This window comes from Kribbella sp. NPDC000426 (assembly GCF_040300265.1).
Lineage (GTDB): Bacteria > Actinomycetota > Actinomycetes > Propionibacteriales > Kribbellaceae > Kribbella.
In genome coordinates this window covers 575,697-594,170 of the sequence record NZ_JBEPDK010000001.1, presented here as the reverse complement: position 1 = coordinate 594,170, position 18,474 = coordinate 575,697, and the positions used below count along the sequence as shown (strand labels likewise).

The following is an 18,474-nucleotide window of genomic DNA, read 5'->3' as shown; positions in this document are numbered from 1 at the left end:
GAGCCTGTCGCCTGCGTCATTGAGATGTGGGGATCCTCGACACGACTCGCACGACGATTTTCGCTCTACTGGGTGGTGTTGCCCTGGTCGGTTTCGCTGCCGATCTCAGCACTGTGGTGGCGCCGGACAACGCCCGCGAGCTCCACGCGTACCAGACTGCGCGGCCCTGCACGGTGGCTCCGTCTGCACCGGCCGAATGCCGGTGGACCGACGAGTTCACCGTTTCCGACGTTCATGTCGTACCGGAGTCCAAGAGGGGCGAGCGCAGCGCTGTACTGACCAGCGCGTCGGGCGTCAGGTGGATCACGGGCTTCGGCCACAGCGGCCCTGTCCTGGAGAAGCTCGCCGACGGCGACCGGGTGGTGGGCACGGTCTGGCGAGGCCGGCTGACCGAGATCACGGGCCACGGCGCCGCCCAGGAGACCACAAGGGCTCCGGTCAACGGGAGCGGACCCGACATCCTGGCGCTGGTCCTGGCCTCCAGCGGCCTCGTCACGATCGTCGTCTGCGGCTGGCGGCTGCGACGCGGCCGTGCGACCCCGGAGATGGAGGCCGCCTTCGTCGTCGCCATCGGGCTGCTCCTCCTGGGGCTCCTCTCCGAGGTTCTACTTCTGATCCTCGCCGAGGTCCTGCCGTGGGACGTGGCCGACCACTTCTGGCTGTTCGCGGCCGTCTTTGTCGCCGGTGCCGCCGGGATCACTATTTGGCAGCGGCGGAGCTTCGAGGCGCCGCCGAGCCTCCCGGGGATTCCGATCTAGGCGCGCCGCCGGTCGGCGTACACCTCAGGGCTCGAGGGTGGTGGTGATGGTCCAGAGGAGGTTGCGCATGACGCGGCGGTCTTCGGGGGAGAGGGCGGCGAGCGCGCGGCGGCCGGCGCGGTCGTAGATCTCCTGGACCGTGTGGGCGAGCTCGACGCCGCGGTCGGTGAGCTCGATGCCGACCTGGCGGGCGTCGGAGGCGCTCTTGATCCGGCGCACCAGGCCGGCGGCCTCCATCCGCTGGGTGGTCTTGGTCGCGGTCGGTACTTCGACATCGAGCACCTTCGCGAGTTTCGCGACCGGGAGCGAACCGTGGTGCAGCAGCTTCGCCAGCACCAGCTCCTGCCCGGTGTGCAACCCGCTCCCGGCCAGCTCCTCAGCCACAGCCTTCCGGGTCGCCCGCTCCGCGAACCGCAGCGCGACCAACACATCGGCCTCGTCAGCGGGCGCGTCCGCCGACCAGCCCTCCTTGCCGGGTGCGGTGCTCATGTGTGACTCCGCGGATGGAACGGATTGCGCGCGTCGTAGTCGCCCTGGTACTCCGTCGGGATGGCCGGCTCGCCGCGGCTCAGCTGGCTGGCGGAGCGGGGGAGCTCGTCGCGAACCTTCTCGTGGAACGCCTGCGACTCCGCCGGGGTGGTCCGGCCGATGATCTTCCCGGCCTCGACCAGTGGCTTCAGCAGCACCCGGTCGTCACCGTCGTCGACCGGCTCCTCGCCGACCCCGATCAGCTCGATCTCCGCGACCCCGGCCGCCGACCGCCGCCGCAGCGCCCATTTCCGGCCGCCGATCGAGATCTTGTCCGGGCTCTTCTTCGCGACCGGGACCAGCGTGCCGCTCTCGTCCTCGCGGGCGACCAGCTTGTACACGAACCCGCAGGTCGGGTACCCCGAGCCGGTCACCAGCGACGTACCCACGCCGTAGCCGTCGACCGGCGCCGGGGCGAGCGCGGCGATCTGGAACTCGTCCAGGTCGCTCGTGACGATGATCCGGGTCTTGGTCGCGCCGAGCGAGTCGAGCAGCTCGCGGACCTGGCCGGCCAGCGACGGCAGGTCGCCTGAGTCCAGCCGGACCGCGCCGAGTTCGGGTCCGGTCAGCTCGATCGCGGTGCGGACGGCTTCGGCGACGTCGTAGGTGTCGACCAGCAGCGTGGTGCCCTTGCCGAGCGCGTCGACCTGGGACCGGAACGCGTCCCGCTCGCGATCGTGCAGCAGTGTGAACGAGTGCGCCGCCGTACCGGTGCTGGGGATGCCGAAGCGGCGGGCGGCCTCCAGGTTCGAGGTCGCGGTGAAGCCCGCGATGTACGCCGCCAGCGCGGAGGCGACTGCGGCCTCTTCGTGGGTACGGCGTGAGCCCATCTCGATACAGGGCCGCCCACCGGCCCACCAGGTCATCCGGGATGCCGCCGAGGCGACCGCGGAATCGTGGTTCAGGATCGAGAGGAAAACGGTTTCCAGGAGTACTGCCTCGGCGAACGACGACTCGACCACGAGCACCGGGGAGCCCGGGAAGAAGATCTCGCCGTCGGCGTACCCGGAGATGTCGCCGGTGAACCGGTAGCCTGCCAGCCAGTCCCGGGTAGCCTGGTCCACGACGCCGCGATCGGCCAGGAAGGCGATCGTCTGCTCGTCGAAACGGAACCGCTCGAGCGCGTCGAGCAGCCGGTTGACGCCGGCCACCACGCCGTACCGGCGGCCGTCCGGCAGGCGGCGGGCGAACAGCTCGAAGACCGAGCGGCGTTGCGCCGTGCCGTCGGCCAGGCTGGCCTGCAGCATCGTCAGCTCGTAGTGGTCTGTCAGGAGCGCGGTCGAGTGCGTCACAGGGGCAGCCTATTGCGAGACCGGAGCCGATGATGGGGAGAATGGACAGGTGAGCACCGCACCGAGCGAGTTGGACAGCCCCGAGGTCACCGAGGCGATCCAGCTGAGCCCGCCCTGGATGACGATCGTCTGGAACGATCCGGTGAACCTGATGGACTACGTCACGTTCGTGTTCCAGACGTACTTCGGCTACTCCAAGCAGAAGGCGGAGAAGCTGATGCTGCAGGTGCACCAGGAAGGCAAGTCCGCGGTCTCGAACGGCAACCGGGAAGCGATGGAACGCGACGTGGAAGCGATGCACTCCTACGGCCTGTGGGCCACCTGCGAGAAGTCGTGACGCGGTTCCGCAAGCGCCGCAAGACCGTCGTCGTCAGTTTCGCCGAACACGAGGCGGACATCCTGGCGAACCTCCTCCGCAACCTGGTCGAGCTCCTGTACGACGGCCTGCCGCCGCGCTCGGCCGAGTCCTCGGACCCGCTCGCGGCCCTGCTGGAGTCCGACGGGCCGACGTCGCCGCCGGAGGACGTCGTACTGCAGCGGCTGCTGCCGGACGCGTACAAGACCGACGACCTGGCCTCGTCCGAGTTCCGCCGCTTCACCGAGCGCGGCCTGCGCGAGGGCAAGGTCACCGACGCCAAGCGGGTCCTGTCCGCGTTGGAGGAGTCGGGCGCCGACGAGATCGCGCTCGAGCCCGACGAGCAGCTCTCGTGGCTCCGTGCCTTGAACGACTTGCGGCTGGCGATCGGCACCCGCCTCGACATCAAGGACGAGGACGACTACTCCACCTGGGAAAAACTCCCGGACGAGGATCCGCGGCGGCTCACGTACGACCTGTACGACTGGCTCGGCTACCTCCAGTCGGCGCTGCTGCATAACATGCGCTAGGTGAGCTATCCGAGGGTTGGGGTGCCGGACTTTCCGAGGGTCGAGCATGGGGTGCTCGAGTACTGGGAGGGGGACGGGACTTTTCGGGCGTCGCTGAAAGGTGAGGACGAGTTCGTCTTTTATGACGGGCCGCCGTTCGCCAACGGGTTGCCGCACTACGGGCACCTGCTGACCGGGTACGTGAAGGACGTCGTACCGCGGTACCAGACGATGCGCGGGCACCGGGTCGAGCGGCGCTTCGGGTGGGATACGCATGGGTTGCCGGCTGAGCTGGAGGCTCAGCGGGTGCTCGGGTTGAAGACGAAGGCGGAGATCCTGCAGCTGGGGATCGCGAAGTTCAACGATGCTTGTCGGGCGTCGGTGCTGAAGTACACGGACGAGTGGCGCTCCTACGTGACCCGGCAGGCGCGGTGGGTCGACTTCGAGCACGACTACAAGACGCTGAACCCCGATTACATGGAGTCGGTGATCTGGGCGTTCAAGACGCTCTACGACAAGGGACTGGTGTACGAGGGGCTGCGCGTCCTCCCGTACTGCTGGAACGACGAGACGCCGCTGTCCAACCACGAACTGCGGATGGACGACGACGTCTACCAGCCGCGCCAGGACCCGTCGGTGACGGTCGCCGTCGAGTTGGAGACGGGGGAGCGGCTGCTCGCGTGGACGACGACGCCGTGGACGCTGCCCAGCAACCTCGCGATGGCGGTGGGGCCGGAGCTCGACTACGTCGTGGTCGACGATGCCGAGGGGCGTCCGACGATCCTCGCCGAGGCTCGGCTCGCGGCGTACGCCGACAACCTGGGCGCCGAGGTGCGGCGGCGCCTCAAGGGCGCCGACCTGATCGGCCTGCACTACACCCCGTTGTTCGACTTCCTCGCCGGGACCGACAACGCTTTCCAGGTGATCGCGGCCGACCACGTCACGACCGACGACGGTACGGGCGTCGTGCACATGGCGCCGGCGTACGGCGAGGAGGACCAGCTCGCCTGCGACGCCGTCGGGATCCCCACCGTGCTGACCGTCGACGACGCCGCGCATTTCACCGGGGTGGTTCCGCCGTACCAAGGGCTGCATGTCTTCGAGGCGAACCGGCCGATCATCCGCGACCTACGTGCCGCCGGGGCCTTGGTGCGCGAGGACAGCATCGTGCACAGCTACCCGCACTGCTGGCGGTGCCGGAATCCGCTGATCTACAAGGCGGTCTCGAGCTGGTTCGTCGAGGTGACCCGGATCCGGGACCGGATGGTCGAGCTGAACGAGCAGATCACCTGGGTGCCGGAGCACGTCAAGCACGGGCAGTTCGGCAAGTGGCTGTCGAACGCGCGCGACTGGTCGATCAGCCGGAACCGCTTCTGGGGTTCGCCGATCCCGGTCTGGCGGTCGGACGATCCGGCGTACCCCCGGATCGATGTCTACGGCTCGATCGAGGAGCTGGAGCGGGACTTCGGGGTCGAGGTCCGCGATCTGCACCGGCCGTACGTCGACGAGCTGACCCGGCCCAACCCGGACGACCCGACCGGGCGGTCGACCATGCGCCGGGTGCCGGACGTGCTGGACGTGTGGTTCGACTCCGGGTCGATGAGTTTCGCGCAGGTGCACTACCCGTTCGAGAACACCGACTGGTTCGAGGAGCACTTCCCCGGCGACTTCATCGTCGAGTACATCGGCCAGACGCGCGGCTGGTTCTACACGATGCATGTGCTGGCGACGGCGTTGTTCGACCGGCCGGCGTTCCGGTCGTGCCTGAGTCACGGGATCGTGCTCGGCAACGACGGCCAGAAGATGAGCAAGTCGCTGCGGAACTACCCGGACGTCACCGAGGTCTTCGACCGCGACGGCGCGGACGCCATGCGCTGGTTCCTGATGTCGAGCCCGATCCTGCGCGGCGGCAACCTGATCGTCACCGAACAGGCCATCCGCGACGGCGTCCGCCAGACCCTGATCCCGCTCTGGAACGCGTGGTCGTTCTTCACCTTGTACGCCAACGCCGCCGGCACCGAAGGCAGTTGGTCGACCGCGTCGACGCACGTACTGGACCGCTACCTCCTCGCCCGCCTCCGCACGCTGGTCGCCGACGTCCAGACCCACTTCGACCGCTACGACATCGCGTCGGCCTGTGATGCGGTCCAGGGCTACACAGAGATCCTGACCAACTGGTACATCCGCCGCTCGCGCGACCGCTTCTGGTCCGGCTCCCAGGACGCGATCAACACGCTCTACACCGCCCTCGAGGTCTTGTGCCGTACGGCGGCACCGCTGCTCCCACTGGTGACCGAGGACATCTGGCGCGGGCTTACCGGGGAACGTTCGGTGCACCTGACCGACTGGCCGTCGTACGTCGAACTCCCGGACGACCCCGACCTGGTCGAGCGGATGGAGCGCGCCCGCGAGGTGTGTTCGGTCGCGTCGTCGATCCGGAAGGCGAGCGGGATCCGGGCCCGGCAACCACTGCTCAAGCTGACCGTGGCGACGTCCGCGGACCTGCAGGCGTTGGTGCCGTTGATCGCCGCCGAGGTGAACGTCCGCGAGGTCGTGCTGACCCCGGTGGACGGCGTGGACACGCAGGTGGAGCGGCGGTTGACGGTGAACGCCCGCGCGGCCGGCCCGCGTTTGGGGCGGGACGTGCAGCAGGTGATCAAGGCGTCCAAGAGCGGCGACTGGTCGGTGTCCGCGGCCGGCGTGGTGGTTGCTGGGGGCATCGAGTTGCAGGACGGCGAGTACACGCTGGAGACCACGCTGGCCGACAGCCAGGCCGCCAGCGGATTGCTGGCCGGCGGCGGTTTCGTCGTACTCGACACCACAATCACACCGGAGCTCGCGGCCGAAGGCGTCGCACGGGACGTGATCCGTTCGATCCAGCAGGCGCGCCGGGACGCCGGGCTCGAGGTCACCAACCGCATCCGGCTGACGCTGATCGCCGATCCTGGCACGAAGACGGCCGTCGAGGCACATCGCGAGCTGATCATGGCGGAGACCCTGGCGGTGACCGTCGTTGTCGCCGAAGGCCCCGAGCTGACCGTGACCGTGGAGAAGGCCGCGTAGGCGGATCGCCACCACTCACCAACCGCCCCAGGCGACCGGTCGTTACGCTCGCCTTGCCCACGCTCGGGCCGGCGGGCGGGGCTTGGTGAGTGGCGGCGATCCGCGTACGGGAGACTGGTCCGCATGGAGACGCGGAGGCTTGGTCGGACCGGTCGGGACGTGGGTGTTGTCGGGCTCGGTGCGTGGCAGTTGGGCGCGGACTGGGGCGCGGTGGACGAGAGCGACGCGCTCGGCGTACTGCGGGCGGCGATCGAGGGCGGTGTCACGTTCATCGACACCGCCGATGTGTACGGCGACGGGCGGAGCGAGCGGCTCGTCGGGCAGGTGCTCAAGGAGCACGACAACCTGACCGTCGCGACGAAGATGGGCCGCCGGGTCGAGCAGGTGCCGGAGAACTACTCGCCGGCCAACTTCCGCGCGTGGAACGACCGCTCCCGGCAGAACCTCGGCGTGGACACTATCGACCTGGTCCAGCTGCACTGCCCGCCGACGCCGGTTTACTCGACCGACGCGGTGTTCGACGCGCTGGACGCGATGGTCGACGAGGGCCGGATCGCGGCGTACGGCGTGAGCGTCGAGACCTGCGCCGAGGCCCTCACCGCGATCGCCCGCCCGAACGTCGCCTCGGTGCAGATCATCCTGAACGCGTTCCGCCTGAAGCCGCTCGACGAGGTGCTCCCCGCGGCCGCTGCTGCCGGTGTGGGCATCATCGCGCGGGTCCCGCTGGCGAGCGGGCTGCTGTCCGGCAAGTACGACGAGCACACCACGTTCTCGGCCGACGACCACCGCACGTACAACCGCCACGGCGAGGCCTTCGACGTCGGCGAGACCTTCTCCGGCGTCGACTTCGCGACCGGCCTGGAAGCCGTCCGCCGCCTGATGCCCTGGCTCCCCGCCGGCACCACGATGGCCCAGTTCGCCCTCCGCTGGATCCTCGACCAGCCCGGCGTCTCGGTCGTCATCCCCGGCGCCCGCAACCCCGAGCAGGTAGCCGGCAACATCTCCGCCGCCACCCTCCCGCCACTCACCGACGACCAACTGGCGGCCGTCCGCGACACCTACGACACCCTGATCCGCCCCCAGGTCCACGACCGCTGGTAACGCACTGTCCGCCCCTGTCCAAATCGTGGACCGACTCCGCGGTTGGCGGGGTCGGTCACGCGGTCGCCGTACCGTGGAGTCGTGCTGGTGATCGAGCAGGAGACGTACGACGCGATCGTTGCGCATGCCCGGAAGGATCATCCGGACGAGGCGTGCGGGGTGGTTGCGGGGGCGGAGGGGTCGGATCGGGCTACCCGGTTCATCCCGATGCTGAATGCGGCGATGTCGCCGACGTTCTACGAGTTCGACTCCTCCGACCTGTTCCGGCTGTACAAGGAGCTGGACGAGCGCGACGAGGAGCCGGTGGTGATCTACCACTCGCACACCGCCACCGAGGCGTACCCGTCACGCACCGACATCACCCTCGCGCAGGAGCCGGGCGCGCACTACGTGCTGGTCTCGACGCGGGACGGCGCGGACTCCCCGGCGTACGACGGGCCGGTCGAGTTCCGCTCGTACCGGATCGTCGACGGCGAGGTCACGGAAGAAGAAGTACGCGTGGTTGGTTCCTATACAGAAACCCTTGAAGGAGAACACTGAGATGGCGATCGAGCTGCGCGTGCCGACGATCCTGCGCACCTATACCGGCGGGGCGAAGGCGGTCACCGGCGACGGCGCCGACCTGGCCGCCTTCATCGACGACGTGAACGGCAACCACCCGGGCCTCAAGGAGCGCATCGTGGAGGGCGAGCCGGAGGAGCTGCGCCGGTTCGTGAACGTCTACGTCAACGACGAGGACGTCCGCTTCACCGGCGGCCTGAAGACCGAGGTGAAGGACGGCGACGTCGTCGTCGTGCTGCCGGCCGTGGCCGGCGGTTCCACGAGCACGGTCTGACCATGCGCTTCGACAGCCTGCTCGACTCGGTCGGCGGTACGCCGCTGGTCGGCCTCCCGAAGCTCTCGCCGTCGGGTGACGTGCGCCTGTGGGCCAAGCTCGAGGACCACAACCCGACCGGCTCGATCAAGGACCGGGCGGCACTGCGGATGCTGCTGGACGCGGAAAAGGACGGCCGGCTCCGCCCGGGCAACACGATCCTCGAGCCGACGTCGGGCAACACCGGGATCTCGCTGGCGATGGCGGCCAAGCTGCGCGGCTACCGGATGGTCTGCGTGATGCCGGAGAACACCTCCGAGGAGCGCCGGCAGATCCTGCGGATGTGGGGCGTCGAGATCATCTCGTCCCCGGCCGCGGGTGGATCCAACGAGGCTGTCCGGGTCGCCAAGCAGGTCGCCGAGGACCACCCGGACTGGGTGATGCTGTACCAGTACGGCAACCCGTCGAACGCGCTCGCGCACTACGACGGCACCGCGCGCGAGATCCTCGCGGACCTGCCGTCGGTGACGCACTTCGTCGCCGGCCTCGGCACCACCGGCACGCTGATGGGCGCCGGCCGGTTCTTCCGCGAGCACAAGCCCGAGGTGAAGATCGTCGCCGCCGAGCCGCGGTACGGCGAACTCGTCTACGGCCTGCGCAACCTCGACGAGGGTTTCGTCCCCGAGCTGTACGACGAGACGCTGATCGACGCCCGGTTCTCGGTCGGCCCGCGGGACGCCGTCCGCCGGGTCCGCGAGCTGCTCGACAACGAAGGCATCTTCGCGGGCATCTCGACCGGCGCGATCCTGCACGCCGCGCTCGGCCAGGCCGCGAAGTGCCTGCGTGACGGCGAGACCGCGGACATCGCGTTCGTGGTCGCGGACGGCGGCTGGAAGTACCTGTCCACCGGCGCCTACGAGGGCACGATCGACGAGGCCGAGGACCGTCTCGAAGGCCAGCTCTGGGCCTGACTGTTGCTTCAGGCAATTACGTCATGTCCGCCTACTGTTGTTTGAAGAAGAGCCTGCGGCCCCATCGGGGCTGGATCCCGCGGCCCTTGCAGCTGTTGCACGGGCGTTGGGCGTAGCTGAAGATGCTGCCGTGGTGCCGGCCGGCACCTTTGCATCGGCCGCATTTCGCGTTCGGGTGCAGGGACAGTGAGACGACGTACAGCGCGAACGCCGCCATCAGGAGCAGCACCAGCATGCCGGTCGGCCCGATGGCCGTCAGCACGTCTGCGGCAGTGCTCGTGTTCGGGTCCGTGGCCTGACTGGCCGCCTGTCCTGCGGCGGTCACGTGGTCAGGCTGTGGAGTTGGTGCGGTGCCCAGTACCACCGCGAAGTGGTGCGCCAGGTTCATGGCATCACGAGGGGCGGTCGAACAAACATCGCTCCAGAGTGGCGCGCATCACGCGAAAAGGCAATTCCATAACGTAAAGATGTGGATAACCTCGGCGTGTCTTCTGGTGAGGTTAGGTAAGGCTCCCTTCGGGTCTGCCCGTCCGCGGACCTGTATAAGCTTTCACCCGTGGCAGACGCACCGGTGGGGATCTTCGATTCAGGCTTCGGCGGACTCACCGTCGCCCGCGCGGTTCTCGACCAGTTGCCGCACGAACCGATCCTGTATCTCGGCGACACCGCCCGCCAGCCGTACGGTCCGAAGCCGATCGCCGAAGTGCGTGAGTACGCGCTCGAATGCCTCGACCACCTGGTCGAGGCCGGCGTGAAGATGCTCGTCATCGCGTGCAACTCCGCCAGTGCCGCGATGCTGCGCGACGCCCGCGAGCGGTACGACGTACCGGTCGTCGAGGTGATCCTGCCCGCGGCCCGGCGAGCGGTTGCCGCGACCCGCAATCAGCGTGTCGGCGTGATCTGCACGAAGGCAACTGCTCAATCGCTTGCGTACGAAGACGGTTTCGCCGCGGCCCCGCAGATCGAGCTGTTCACGCAGGCGTGCCCGAAGTTCGTCCCGTTCGTCGAGGCCGGCGTGACGTCCGGGCCCGAGCTGATCGAGGCCGCGCACGAGTACCTCGACCCGATGGTCGCGGCCGGCGTCGACACGTTGATCCTCGGCTGCACGCACTACCCGCTGCTCACCGGCGTGATCTCGTACGTGATGGGTGACAACGTGACGCTGGTCAGCAGCGCCGACGAGTGCGCCAAGGACGTCTACAGCGTGCTGACGAAAACGGGCCTGCTCCGCCCCGACAACCTGCCGGCTCCGCAGCACCGCTTCGTCACGACCGGCAGCCCGGACGAGTTCGCGGCGATCGGCTCGCGCTTCCTCGGCCCGGTCCTGTCCAGCGTCGACCAGTTCGCCTGGGTCCGCTGAAGTGTGACCTGGGTCGCACGCAGATGTTGTCACCGGCATCGGTCACCGGCGGATCGCCTGTCTGGCAGGCGGATCGACGCGTCGGGCCTTCCTGCGAACGGCGGAACTCGCCGGTAGTGTTCCAGGTATGAAGCTCACCGTGATCGGTTGCTCCGGGTCCGTGCCCGGGCCGGACTCGGCCGCCTCGAGCTATCTGGTCACTGCCGACGGGTTCAACCTGATCCTGGACCTCGGCAGCGGCGCGCTCGGTTCGCTCCAACGGCACCTCACCGTGCCGGAGATCGGGGCGATCGGCCTGTCCCACCTGCATCCTGACCACTGCATGGATCTGTGCGGGCTGTACGTCGCGGCGAAGTACGCGCCGGGCTCGCCGATCCCGCGGATCCCCGTCTTCGGACCGCCCGGTGCGGCGCAGCGGATGGCGCTCGCCTACGACCTGCCGCTCGACCCGGGGATGGAGGAGCAGCTGGACTTCCACGCCTGGCAGGAAGTCCAGACCGTCGGGCCGTTCACGATCAGGACCGCGCCGATGGTGCATCCGGTGCCGGCGTACGCGATCCGCGTTGAGCACGGCAACAAGTCGCTGGTCTACACCGGCGACACCGGGCCGAACGACGCGCTGATCGATCTCGCCCGCGGCGCCGACGTACTGCTGTCCGAAGCGGCGCTCCCGGACAACGACCCGGACAATCCGATTGACCTGCATCTGACGCCGGCGGATGCTGGCGAGCATGCGAAGAAGGCCGGCGTGAAACGGCTCGTGATCACCCACGTCCCACCCTGGTACGACCGCGTCACCCAGGCCGAGAATGCCCGCCGGACCTTCTCGGGTCCGGTCGAGATCGCCACGCCGCATGCCGTTTTCGACATCTGACGGCGTGCGGTTGTGGACCGCAACTTCCGGTACGGCGACGTCCAGGCCGCCGGTCGTGATCGTGCACGGCGGGCCGGGGCTCTGGGACGACTACGCCGTGCTTGCGGAGCTGCTCGACGACCTCACCGTCGTCCACCGCTTCGACCAGCGCGGCTGCGGCCGGTCGGATCCGTCCGACCTCCAGACCATGGCCCGGCATGCGCAGGACATCGACGAGCTCCGCGCGTACTTCGGCCATGAGCGGATCGTTGTCCTCGGCCACTCCTTCGGTGCCACCCTCGCCCTGCTGTACGCCGCGACGTACGGCGACCACGCGGCGGGCCTGGTCTACCTCGACGGCGTCGGCATCGGCGACTGGCATACGGCGGCCAGCGCAGAGCACATGCGCCGGATGACCGCGGAGCAGATCGCGCGGCTCGACGACCTGTCCGGCCGGCAACGCACTCCGGCCGAGGAGACCGAGTTCCGGATGCTGTCGTGGTTCACCGATCATGCCGACCAGGACCGGGCGATGGAGTGGGCCTACCGGAGCGCCTCGGTCGACCTCCCGATCAACTTCACCGCCAATCGGGCGCTGATGGCGGACATCCGGAGCTGGCCGGACGACTTCGTCCCGGGTCTGGCGGCCGGCCTCAAGTGCCCGGTCGCGTTCATCCACGGCGACGGCGATCCGCGGCCGGTCCCCGCCGTACGGGACCTGGCCGCGCACGTCCCTCATCACACGTTCGACTTGATCCCGGGTGCCGGGCATTCGCCGTGGCTGGAGCAGCCGGACCTGTTCCGGAGTGTGCTGCGTCGGGTCGTGTCAGGCGAAGAAGGCGCGTAAGGACTGAGCGACCTCGGCCGGGCCGCCGTCGTCCGTGGGGCCGGAGTGGTCGAGCTTCGGAATCGTGATCCGTTGCGACCGGGGCAGTACGCCGGTCAGTGCGTCCAGCGAGCGCCCGAAGTACGCCGGGCTGCGGGATCCGCCGAGCAGCAGGACGTCGGCCTCGATCGTCGCGTAGTCGTTGGTGGTGTCAGCGAGTTGCGCGACGAGCTGCATGTCGGCGGACATCGTCGGGACGAGATCCGGGATCGGCACGTCGTCGCCCTTGGCCTCGCCCTGGAACCGGAAGGCGAGGTTCAGTGACGGGACGAGGACGAACCGCGGGACCGTGCGGAACACCCGATCCGCGCCGAGACCCTTGAGCACCGTCACCAGCGCCGCCGGGATCCTGCCGTCGCCCAGCTCGCGCCGGTATCGCGGCACCCACTTGACCGGGACCGAGCCGTTGATGGACAGCGGCGGCTCGTAGAGCCCGAGCTTCTCGATGGCCGGCGTCACGCGCGCCGTCCGCAGACCGACCAGCGCGCCCGAGCTCAGTCCGAAGACACGCGAAGCACCGGTCTCCTTCAGCAGCGCCTGCAGGTCTTCGACCTCACGCTCGATGCCGTAATCGGCGCCGTGCGGTCCGCTCAGCCCGCGTCCCCGGCGGTCCGGCACGGTGACGGTGAAGTCGTCCGCCAGCGCTTCGGCCAGCTTCACGAAGTCCTGCGCGGCGAGCATCGACCCGTGCAGCAGGACCACACTCGGTCCGCTGCCGAACTGACGAAAGCCGATCGTCGTGCCGTCGGCCGACACCACAGATCCCTTGCGATACATCTGTCCTCCCCAAAACCCGGGCACACTGTACGCAGTAACACTACTGCGAACAGCGTGCGCAGTAAACTCCCGCCATGGACCGACCACCGATCTGGCTCCGCCCGGAGCGGGCCGCCCGCGGGCCGCGGCCGGCGCACAGTCGCGAGGAGATCGCCGCGGCCGCCGTCCGGGTCGCGGATGCCGAAGGGCTCGCGGCGGTGTCGATGCGGCGCGTCGCGACCGAGCTCGGCACCGGCACGACCTCGCTCTACCGCTACGTCGACGGCAAGGACGAACTCTTCGACCTGATGGTCGACCGGGCGATGGGCGACGGCTCACCGCCTGTACCGACGGGCGACTGGCGTGCCGACCTGGCGGCGGTCGCCCATGCGCAGCGCGCCATGATGCTGCGTCATCCCTGGCTCGTCCGGCTGCCCGCGACCCGGCCCGTGCTCGGCCCGAACACGCTGGCCTGGCTCGAGGCGACGTACGCCGCGGTCGATGTTCCGGAGCTGGATGCGGACGAGGTGCTGGCGCAGGCGGCGACCTTGCTGACCTTCGTTCGCGGTCATGCGCTGGAGGAGCTGACCGAGCGGGAGGCGGGCTCGACGATGGCGGACTGGCTGACCAAACAGTCGCAGCAGTACGCCGAGCAGGTCATCGGGAGCGGCGACTACCCGCACCTGAGCCGGATGATGATCGAGGCCGGGACGCCGCATGCGGCCGACCGGTTCGACCGGTTGTTCGCGCGGAGTCTCGACCATGTGCTGACCGGGCTCGCGGCCGATCGGGGCTAGACAGATCGCAATTCTGAGATCTACTCTCAAATTAGAGCTGATCTCAGAAAGGTGTTCTGTCATGACCGCAACGACCCTCGACCCGCGCCGGTGGTGGGCGCTGGGTGCGATGTCCGTCAGCCTGCTCGTGGTCGGGCTGGACCTGACCGTGCTGAACGTCGCGCTGCCGACGCTGGCTACCGATCTGCAGGCGTCGACCAGTCAGCTCCAGTGGTTCGCGAACGCCTACACGCTGGTGCTCGCCTCGCTGTTGCTGCCGGCCGGTCTGCTCGGTGACCGGCTCGGGCCGAAGCGGCTGATGCTCGGCGCGCTCGTGGTCTTCGGGCTGGCATCCGCGGCGTGTGCGTTCGCCGACTCGCCTGGTCAGTTGATCGCGGCCCGGGCGGCGCTCGGGGTCGGGTCGGCGTTCCTGATCCCGTTGTCGATGTCGTTGCTGAACCTGCTGTTCGCACCGGAGGAGCGGCAGCGGGCGATGACGATCTGGCTGATGGCGAACTCGATCGGGATCCCGGCCGGTCCGCTGCTCGGCGGCTGGTTGCTCGACCACTACCGCTGGGGCTCGATCTTCCTGATCAACCTGCCACTAGTTGCAGTCGGACTAGTTGCAGTGGCACTGCTGATCCCGGCGATGGCCGGCCACCGGTCGCGGCGGATCGACGGGCCGGGGATTCTGCTCACCGCGGCCGGGCTGGTCTCGCTGACGTACGGGTTCATCGCGGCCGGCGAGCACGGCTGGGGCTCGGCGTGGGCGCTCGGCGGGATCGCGGGCGGAGTGGTCTTCCTGACCGCGTTCTGGGCGTGGGCCCGGCGTACGGCGGATCCGTTGGTCGACCTGAAGTTGTTCAGGTCGCCGGGGTTCACGTGGGGGACGGTGCTCGCGACGCTGGCGTCGTTCGCCCTGGTGGGGTTGCTGTTCGTGCTGCCGCAGTTGTTCCAGGCCGTGCAGGGGGTGGACGCGTTCCAGGCCGGGTTGCGGCTGCTGCCGATCATCGGCGGGATGCTGATCGGCGCCAAGGCGGCCGAGCGGCTGCTCGAGCGGGCCGGAGCCCGGGTCACCGTGGTGATCGGGTTCTCGCTGATGCTGGCCGGGCTGGTGATCGGGGCGTTCACGAAGGTCGGCGACGGCTACGGGTTCACCGCGATCTGGGTGAGCCTGGTCGGGGTGAGCATCGGGTTCACACTGCCGCCGATGAACGGGCTGGCGCTGGCGGCACTGCCGCTCGAGCGGAGCGGGTCCGGGTCCGCGCTGATCCAGGCGTCCCGGCAGGTCGGCGGCACGCTCGGGGTGGCGATCCTCGGGACGGTGCTCAACGCGGCGTACCGGAATCAGTTGGATGTCAGCGGACTGCCCCCAGCGGCTGCGGACGTGGCCCGTGACAGCGCCTCGGCGGCGATCGCGATGGGCTCGCCGGCGCTGACCCGGTCGGCCCGCGCGGCCTTCGTCCACGGCATGGACGTGACGTTGTGGGCGTGCAGCGGGCTCGCGGTGGTCTCGATCGCGCTCGCGCTGGCGTTTCTGCCACGCCGTACCGCCGTTGCCGACGAACAAGTTGTCACAATCGGAGCATGAGCGGGTTGCGGGAGCGGAAGAAGGCCAAGACCAGGGCGGCGATCCAGGAGCATGCCCTGCGGCTGTTCCGGGACCAGGGGTACGCCGCGACGACCGTCCAGGAGATCGCCGCGGCGGCCGAGGTCTCGCCGGCGACGTTCTTCCGGTACTTCCCGACCAAGGAGGACACGATCGTCCTCGACCGGCTCGACCCGGTGATGATCGAGCTGTTCCGCGGTCAGCCGCCCGAGATGAGTCCGACCGACGCCCTCCGTGCCGCGATCCGGCAGAGCCTCGCCACGCTGACCGAGGAGGAGTGGGCGCTCGAGTCCGAACGCCAGGACCTGGTGATGAACGCTCCCGAACTGCGGGTGCGGATGCTCGACCAGCTGTACGAAGGGATCGATCTGCTCGCCTCGCTGGCGGCCGAACGCACCGGCCGGGCCCCGGACGACATCGCTGTCCGGGCCTGGGCCGGAGCAGTCGTCGGCGTGGTGATGGCGACGTACCGGCAGTTGGAGGTCGACGGTCCGCTCCCGAAGTACCTCGAGACGATGGACCGCGCCTTCGACCAGCTCGGCGGGCTCCGGCTCGAACCGTAGTCAGGCCACCTTCTCGGCCACCTGCACGGACAACGGATCGCCCGGCCGCAGACCGAAGGCGGCGGCCGCCGACCCGCCGCGGATCACCAGCTCGGTGAAGCCGGTGCCCGAGCTGCCCTGGATGATCCCGGGCGTGTTCCGCGGTACGGCGGTCAGGTGCGGGTAGCAGGTGACATTCTTGCTCTGGGCAACTGTAACGACGTCGCCCGGGGTGAGGCCGAGGTCGCGGTCGAGCTTGCAGTTGCCGAAGTTGTCGACGACGGCGACGACCGGGTCCTCGTCCAACGTCTCCGGAATGGCGGTCTCGACGGCGGGTACGGCGCGATCGTCGGCGACCCATTTCGCCAGCAGCGGCAGGTACCAGAGGCTGCGGAACTGCGTGCCGGCGATCTTCTCGATCTCGTCCGGCGCGAATCCGGCCGCGGTCACGGCCTCGCGGATGTCGGTCACGTAGACGTGACTGATGCCGAGCTCACGACGTACCAGCGAGAGGGCGCGGGCGTTGAAGGTGCTGGCCACCAGGTGCTTGCCGTACCAGAAGAAGCAGAACGGGACGCCGTTCGGCCAGACGCCGTCGCGGGGCGCGATGTTCAGCAGCGTGATCGTCGGGTGGCCGTCCTCGCCGAGCGAGGACGTGGCGAGCAGGCAGTCGAGCAGGGTCAGTGCGGCGAACGACTCCGGATCGGGTCCGTCGGCGGCGACGATCGTCGGCGACTGGCCGAACAGGGCGCCGATCCGGGTGCTGAGTCTGGCCCGGGCGTTGCCGTCGTGACAGTCGGTGATGTAGGTGATCGGGTACATAGCAGGCTCCTGGGTGGTTGCAGCGTGTCTGGGAAACGAAAGAGGCCCCCGACATCGGGGGCCTCTCGCTGCAAGCACACGTGCCTACGCCGCTGAAGTCCTCCCGCATCGAGGGCTCAGCATTCGCATCGCGGCGTACCAGGTCACGTCGAGGATGGTAGCACTCAGCGAACCTGGCCGTTGTCGAAATAGCTGACCAGGGTCGGGTCGAGCGGCGGGATGTCCTGCGGTACGCCGTTCGCGCGCAGCGACTGGGTTGCGGCGTAGCCGGCGGCGACCGCGGCACGGGCGGCGACCGGGGAGGTGAGCGTCGCGCCGCCGTCGCGGACGAACTTCACGAACTCGGCGACCAGGTGCGGGTCGGCGCCGCCGTGGTGCTCGGTCTCGCCGGCGATCTCGACCACCTGGTCCGCGTCGTCGCGGTACCCGGAGCGACGGCTGTTCCACACCTTGACCACGCCGCCCGCGGTGTCGCCGAAGTTCTCCAGCCGGCCGTGCGTGCCGATGACGGTGTAGTTGCGCCAGTAGTCGGGCGTGTAGTGGCACTGCTCGTAGTTCATCATCACGCCGTTGTCGAGCAGCAGGTTCACCTGCGAGATGTCCTCGACGTCCATCACCGGAGCCAGGCCCTTCTGCTCCAGCGGCGGCCAGTTCTTCTCGCTGACGAACTCCTTGAACCGCTGGTCCGAGCGATCCTGCCGGTCCGTGATCCCGCCGTACAGGCTCAGTGCGCCCATCGCGTTCACCCGGGTCGTGTAGCCGCCGGCCAGCCAGTGCATCACGTCGATGTCGTGGGCACCCTTCTGCAGCAGCAGTCCGGTGGTACGGCGACGGTCCGCGTGCCAGTCCTTGAAGTAGAAGTCACCGCCGTGGCCGACGAAATGCCGGCACCAGATCGCCTTGACGTCGCCGATCGCGCCGTCCTGGATCAGCTTGCGCATCGTCAGCACGACGGACATGTGGCGCATGTTGTGGCCGACGTACAGCCGCGCGCCGGAGTCGTACGCCGCCTGCAGCACGCGATCGCACCCTTCGGTGGTGATCGCCAGCGGCTTCTCCACGAACACGCTGACCCCGGCCCGGAGGAAGTCGATCGCCGGCCCCTCGTGCAGGTCGTCCGGCGTCGTCAGGAAGACGCCGTCGAGCTTCTGCTCCGCCAGTTCGTTGTGGTCGGCGTACGCCGTTGCCTGCGGGTACAGCTCCAGCGTCGCGTCCCGCTGGGGCGCGGACGGGTCGGCGACGGCCACGACCTCCGACCCCTCGCCGGGGCGGTGCGCGTACTGCGCGATCCGACTCCGGGCACCGAGTCCCACCACGCCAAACCGAAGATCACTCATACCAGCCAACTCCTGCACATAGTTGTTTCCAGAAGCCTAACTCCGCGCAGTTCTGATCCTCAATCACCTGCCTTTGACATGACGTTGCCCCACTCGTCATCCGCCGAACATCACAGTCTCGCTCCGTGCGCCCACCATGGCG

The 18,474-nt window shown here is 68.8% G+C and carries 20 protein-coding genes; 14 read left to right on the top strand and 6 right to left on the bottom strand.

The window, feature by feature from the left end; translation table 11 throughout:
• Positions 1-26 precede the first annotated feature (26 nt).
• A complete protein-coding gene (locus ABT313_RS02895) occupies positions 27-758 on the top strand; it encodes a hypothetical protein (protein ID WP_350847984.1) in 732 nt (243 codons plus the stop codon).
• Positions 759-782: 24 nt separating this feature from the next.
• Here ABT313_RS02895 and ABT313_RS02890 read toward each other — a convergent pair whose 3' ends face one another.
• Positions 783-1,247, bottom strand: a complete 465-nt coding sequence (locus ABT313_RS02890) for a MarR family winged helix-turn-helix transcriptional regulator (RefSeq protein WP_350847982.1) — start codon at positions 1,245-1,247, stop codon at positions 783-785.
• A complete protein-coding gene (locus ABT313_RS02885) occupies positions 1,244-2,533 on the bottom strand; it encodes a nicotinate phosphoribosyltransferase (protein ID WP_502883944.1) in 1,290 nt (429 codons plus the stop codon). The genes ABT313_RS02890 and ABT313_RS02885 overlap by 4 nt, the downstream gene beginning before the upstream one ends.
• Positions 2,534-2,627: 94 nt before the next feature.
• On the opposite strand from ABT313_RS02885, the gene clpS reads away from it, so the two are divergent.
• The 7 genes from clpS (at position 2,628) to ABT313_RS02850 (ending at position 9,391) form a co-directional block, all read left to right on the top strand.
• Positions 2,628-2,915 carry an ATP-dependent Clp protease adapter ClpS gene (clpS, locus tag ABT313_RS02880; protein WP_130444963.1) on the top strand — a complete coding sequence of 96 codons (288 nt, stop codon included), beginning with the start codon at positions 2,628-2,630 and terminating at the stop codon, positions 2,913-2,915.
• Positions 2,912-3,463 (top strand): DUF2017 domain-containing protein, encoded by a 552-nt coding sequence (locus tag ABT313_RS02875; RefSeq protein ID WP_350847977.1) that lies wholly within the window; start codon positions 2,912-2,914, stop codon positions 3,461-3,463. The genes clpS and ABT313_RS02875 overlap by 4 nt, the downstream gene beginning before the upstream one ends.
• Positions 3,464-6,505 (top strand): isoleucine--tRNA ligase, encoded by a 3,042-nt coding sequence (ileS, locus tag ABT313_RS02870; RefSeq protein ID WP_350847975.1) that lies wholly within the window; start codon positions 3,464-3,466, stop codon positions 6,503-6,505.
• 123 nt (positions 6,506-6,628) lie between these two features.
• Positions 6,629-7,606 (top strand): aldo/keto reductase, encoded by a 978-nt coding sequence (locus tag ABT313_RS02865; RefSeq protein WP_350847973.1) that lies wholly within the window; start codon positions 6,629-6,631, stop codon positions 7,604-7,606.
• Between the two features lie 81 nt (positions 7,607-7,687).
• Positions 7,688-8,146, top strand: coding sequence for a M67 family metallopeptidase (locus tag ABT313_RS02860; RefSeq protein ID WP_350847971.1), 459 nt, complete (start codon positions 7,688-7,690; stop codon positions 8,144-8,146).
• A gap of 1 nt (position 8,147) precedes the next feature.
• Complete coding sequence (locus ABT313_RS02855; RefSeq protein WP_350847969.1) at positions 8,148-8,441, top strand: MoaD/ThiS family protein; 294 nt, start codon at positions 8,148-8,150, stop codon at positions 8,439-8,441.
• A 2-nt stretch (positions 8,442-8,443) separates the two neighbouring features.
• Positions 8,444-9,391: a PLP-dependent cysteine synthase family protein gene (locus ABT313_RS02850; RefSeq protein ID WP_350847967.1), complete on the top strand. Its 948-nt coding sequence runs from the start codon at positions 8,444-8,446 to the stop codon at positions 9,389-9,391.
• A gap of 31 nt (positions 9,392-9,422) precedes the next feature.
• Here the strand turns inward: ABT313_RS02850 and ABT313_RS02845 are convergent, their stop codons facing one another.
• Positions 9,423-9,716: a hypothetical protein gene (locus ABT313_RS02845; RefSeq protein WP_350847965.1), complete on the bottom strand. Its 294-nt coding sequence runs from the start codon at positions 9,714-9,716 to the stop codon at positions 9,423-9,425.
• 231 nt (positions 9,717-9,947) lie between these two features.
• On the opposite strand from ABT313_RS02845, the gene murI reads away from it, so the two are divergent.
• The 3 genes from murI to ABT313_RS02830 all read left to right on the top strand — a co-directional run bounded on the left by murI (position 9,948) and on the right by ABT313_RS02830 (position 12,451).
• Complete coding sequence (gene murI, locus ABT313_RS02840) at positions 9,948-10,751, top strand: glutamate racemase (protein WP_350847963.1); 804 nt, start codon at positions 9,948-9,950, stop codon at positions 10,749-10,751.
• Between the two features lie 127 nt (positions 10,752-10,878).
• Positions 10,879-11,625, top strand: a complete 747-nt coding sequence (locus ABT313_RS02835) for an MBL fold metallo-hydrolase (RefSeq protein WP_350847961.1) — start codon at positions 10,879-10,881, stop codon at positions 11,623-11,625.
• The gene (locus ABT313_RS02830) at positions 11,606-12,451 is read left to right on the top strand and encodes an alpha/beta fold hydrolase (RefSeq protein WP_350847959.1); all 846 of its coding nucleotides are present in this window, start codon (positions 11,606-11,608) and stop codon (positions 12,449-12,451) included. Before ABT313_RS02835 ends, ABT313_RS02830 begins: the two co-directional genes overlap by 20 nt.
• On the opposite strand, the gene ABT313_RS02825 is transcribed toward ABT313_RS02830, so the two are convergent.
• A complete protein-coding gene (locus tag ABT313_RS02825; protein WP_350847957.1) occupies positions 12,431-13,267 on the bottom strand; it encodes an alpha/beta fold hydrolase in 837 nt (278 codons plus the stop codon). The genes ABT313_RS02830 and ABT313_RS02825 overlap by 21 nt on opposite strands.
• A 74-nt stretch (positions 13,268-13,341) precedes the next feature.
• Between ABT313_RS02825 and ABT313_RS02820 the strand changes: the two genes are divergently transcribed.
• The 3 genes from ABT313_RS02820 (at position 13,342) to ABT313_RS02810 (ending at position 16,194) form a co-directional block, all read left to right on the top strand.
• Positions 13,342-14,043 carry a TetR/AcrR family transcriptional regulator gene (locus ABT313_RS02820; protein WP_350847955.1) on the top strand — a complete coding sequence of 234 codons (702 nt, stop codon included), beginning with the start codon at positions 13,342-13,344 and terminating at the stop codon, positions 14,041-14,043.
• 61 nt (positions 14,044-14,104) lie between these two features.
• Positions 14,105-15,613, top strand: coding sequence for a DHA2 family efflux MFS transporter permease subunit (locus ABT313_RS02815; RefSeq protein WP_350847953.1), 1,509 nt, complete (start codon positions 14,105-14,107; stop codon positions 15,611-15,613).
• Positions 15,610-16,194, top strand: a complete 585-nt coding sequence (locus tag ABT313_RS02810) for an acyl-CoA-like ligand-binding transcription factor (protein WP_350847951.1) — start codon at positions 15,610-15,612, stop codon at positions 16,192-16,194. Before ABT313_RS02815 ends, ABT313_RS02810 begins: the two co-directional genes overlap by 4 nt.
• Here the strand turns inward: ABT313_RS02810 and ABT313_RS02805 are convergent, their stop codons facing one another.
• On the bottom strand, positions 16,195-16,995 hold the full coding sequence (locus ABT313_RS02805; protein WP_350847948.1) for an SAM hydroxide adenosyltransferase: 801 nt from the start codon (positions 16,993-16,995) through the stop codon (positions 16,195-16,197).
• Positions 16,996-17,159: 164 nt separating this feature from the next.
• Positions 17,160-18,332 (bottom strand): Gfo/Idh/MocA family protein, encoded by a 1,173-nt coding sequence (locus tag ABT313_RS02800; RefSeq protein ID WP_350847946.1) that lies wholly within the window; start codon positions 18,330-18,332, stop codon positions 17,160-17,162.
• Between the last annotated feature and the right edge of the window lie 142 nt (positions 18,333-18,474).

Coding starts and splice junctions, on each gene's coding strand:
- ABT313_RS02810 (WP_350847951.1), top strand. CDS start 15,610: ATGAGCGGGTTGCGGGAGCGGAAGAAGGCCAAGACCAGGGCGGCGATC.
- ABT313_RS02825 (WP_350847957.1), bottom strand. CDS start 13,267: ATGTATCGCAAGGGATCTGTGGTGTCGGCCGACGGCACGACGATCGGC.
- ABT313_RS02865 (WP_350847973.1), top strand. CDS start 6,629: ATGGAGACGCGGAGGCTTGGTCGGACCGGTCGGGACGTGGGTGTTGTC.
- ABT313_RS02855 (WP_350847969.1), top strand. CDS start 8,148: ATGGCGATCGAGCTGCGCGTGCCGACGATCCTGCGCACCTATACCGGC.
- ABT313_RS02800 (WP_350847946.1), bottom strand. CDS start 18,332: ATGAGTGATCTTCGGTTTGGCGTGGTGGGACTCGGTGCCCGGAGTCGG.
- ABT313_RS02885 (WP_502883944.1), bottom strand. CDS start 2,533: ATGCTGCAGGCCAGCCTGGCCGACGGCACGGCGCAACGCCGCTCGGTC.
- ABT313_RS02805 (WP_350847948.1), bottom strand. CDS start 16,995: ATGTACCCGATCACCTACATCACCGACTGTCACGACGGCAACGCCCGG.
- ABT313_RS02850 (WP_350847967.1), top strand. CDS start 8,444: ATGCGCTTCGACAGCCTGCTCGACTCGGTCGGCGGTACGCCGCTGGTC.
- ABT313_RS02830 (WP_350847959.1), top strand. CDS start 11,606: ATGCCGTTTTCGACATCTGACGGCGTGCGGTTGTGGACCGCAACTTCC.
- ABT313_RS02890 (WP_350847982.1), bottom strand. CDS start 1,247: ATGAGCACCGCACCCGGCAAGGAGGGCTGGTCGGCGGACGCGCCCGCT.
- ABT313_RS02835 (WP_350847961.1), top strand. CDS start 10,879: ATGAAGCTCACCGTGATCGGTTGCTCCGGGTCCGTGCCCGGGCCGGAC.
- ABT313_RS02820 (WP_350847955.1), top strand. CDS start 13,342: ATGGACCGACCACCGATCTGGCTCCGCCCGGAGCGGGCCGCCCGCGGG.
- ABT313_RS02815 (WP_350847953.1), top strand. CDS start 14,105: ATGACCGCAACGACCCTCGACCCGCGCCGGTGGTGGGCGCTGGGTGCG.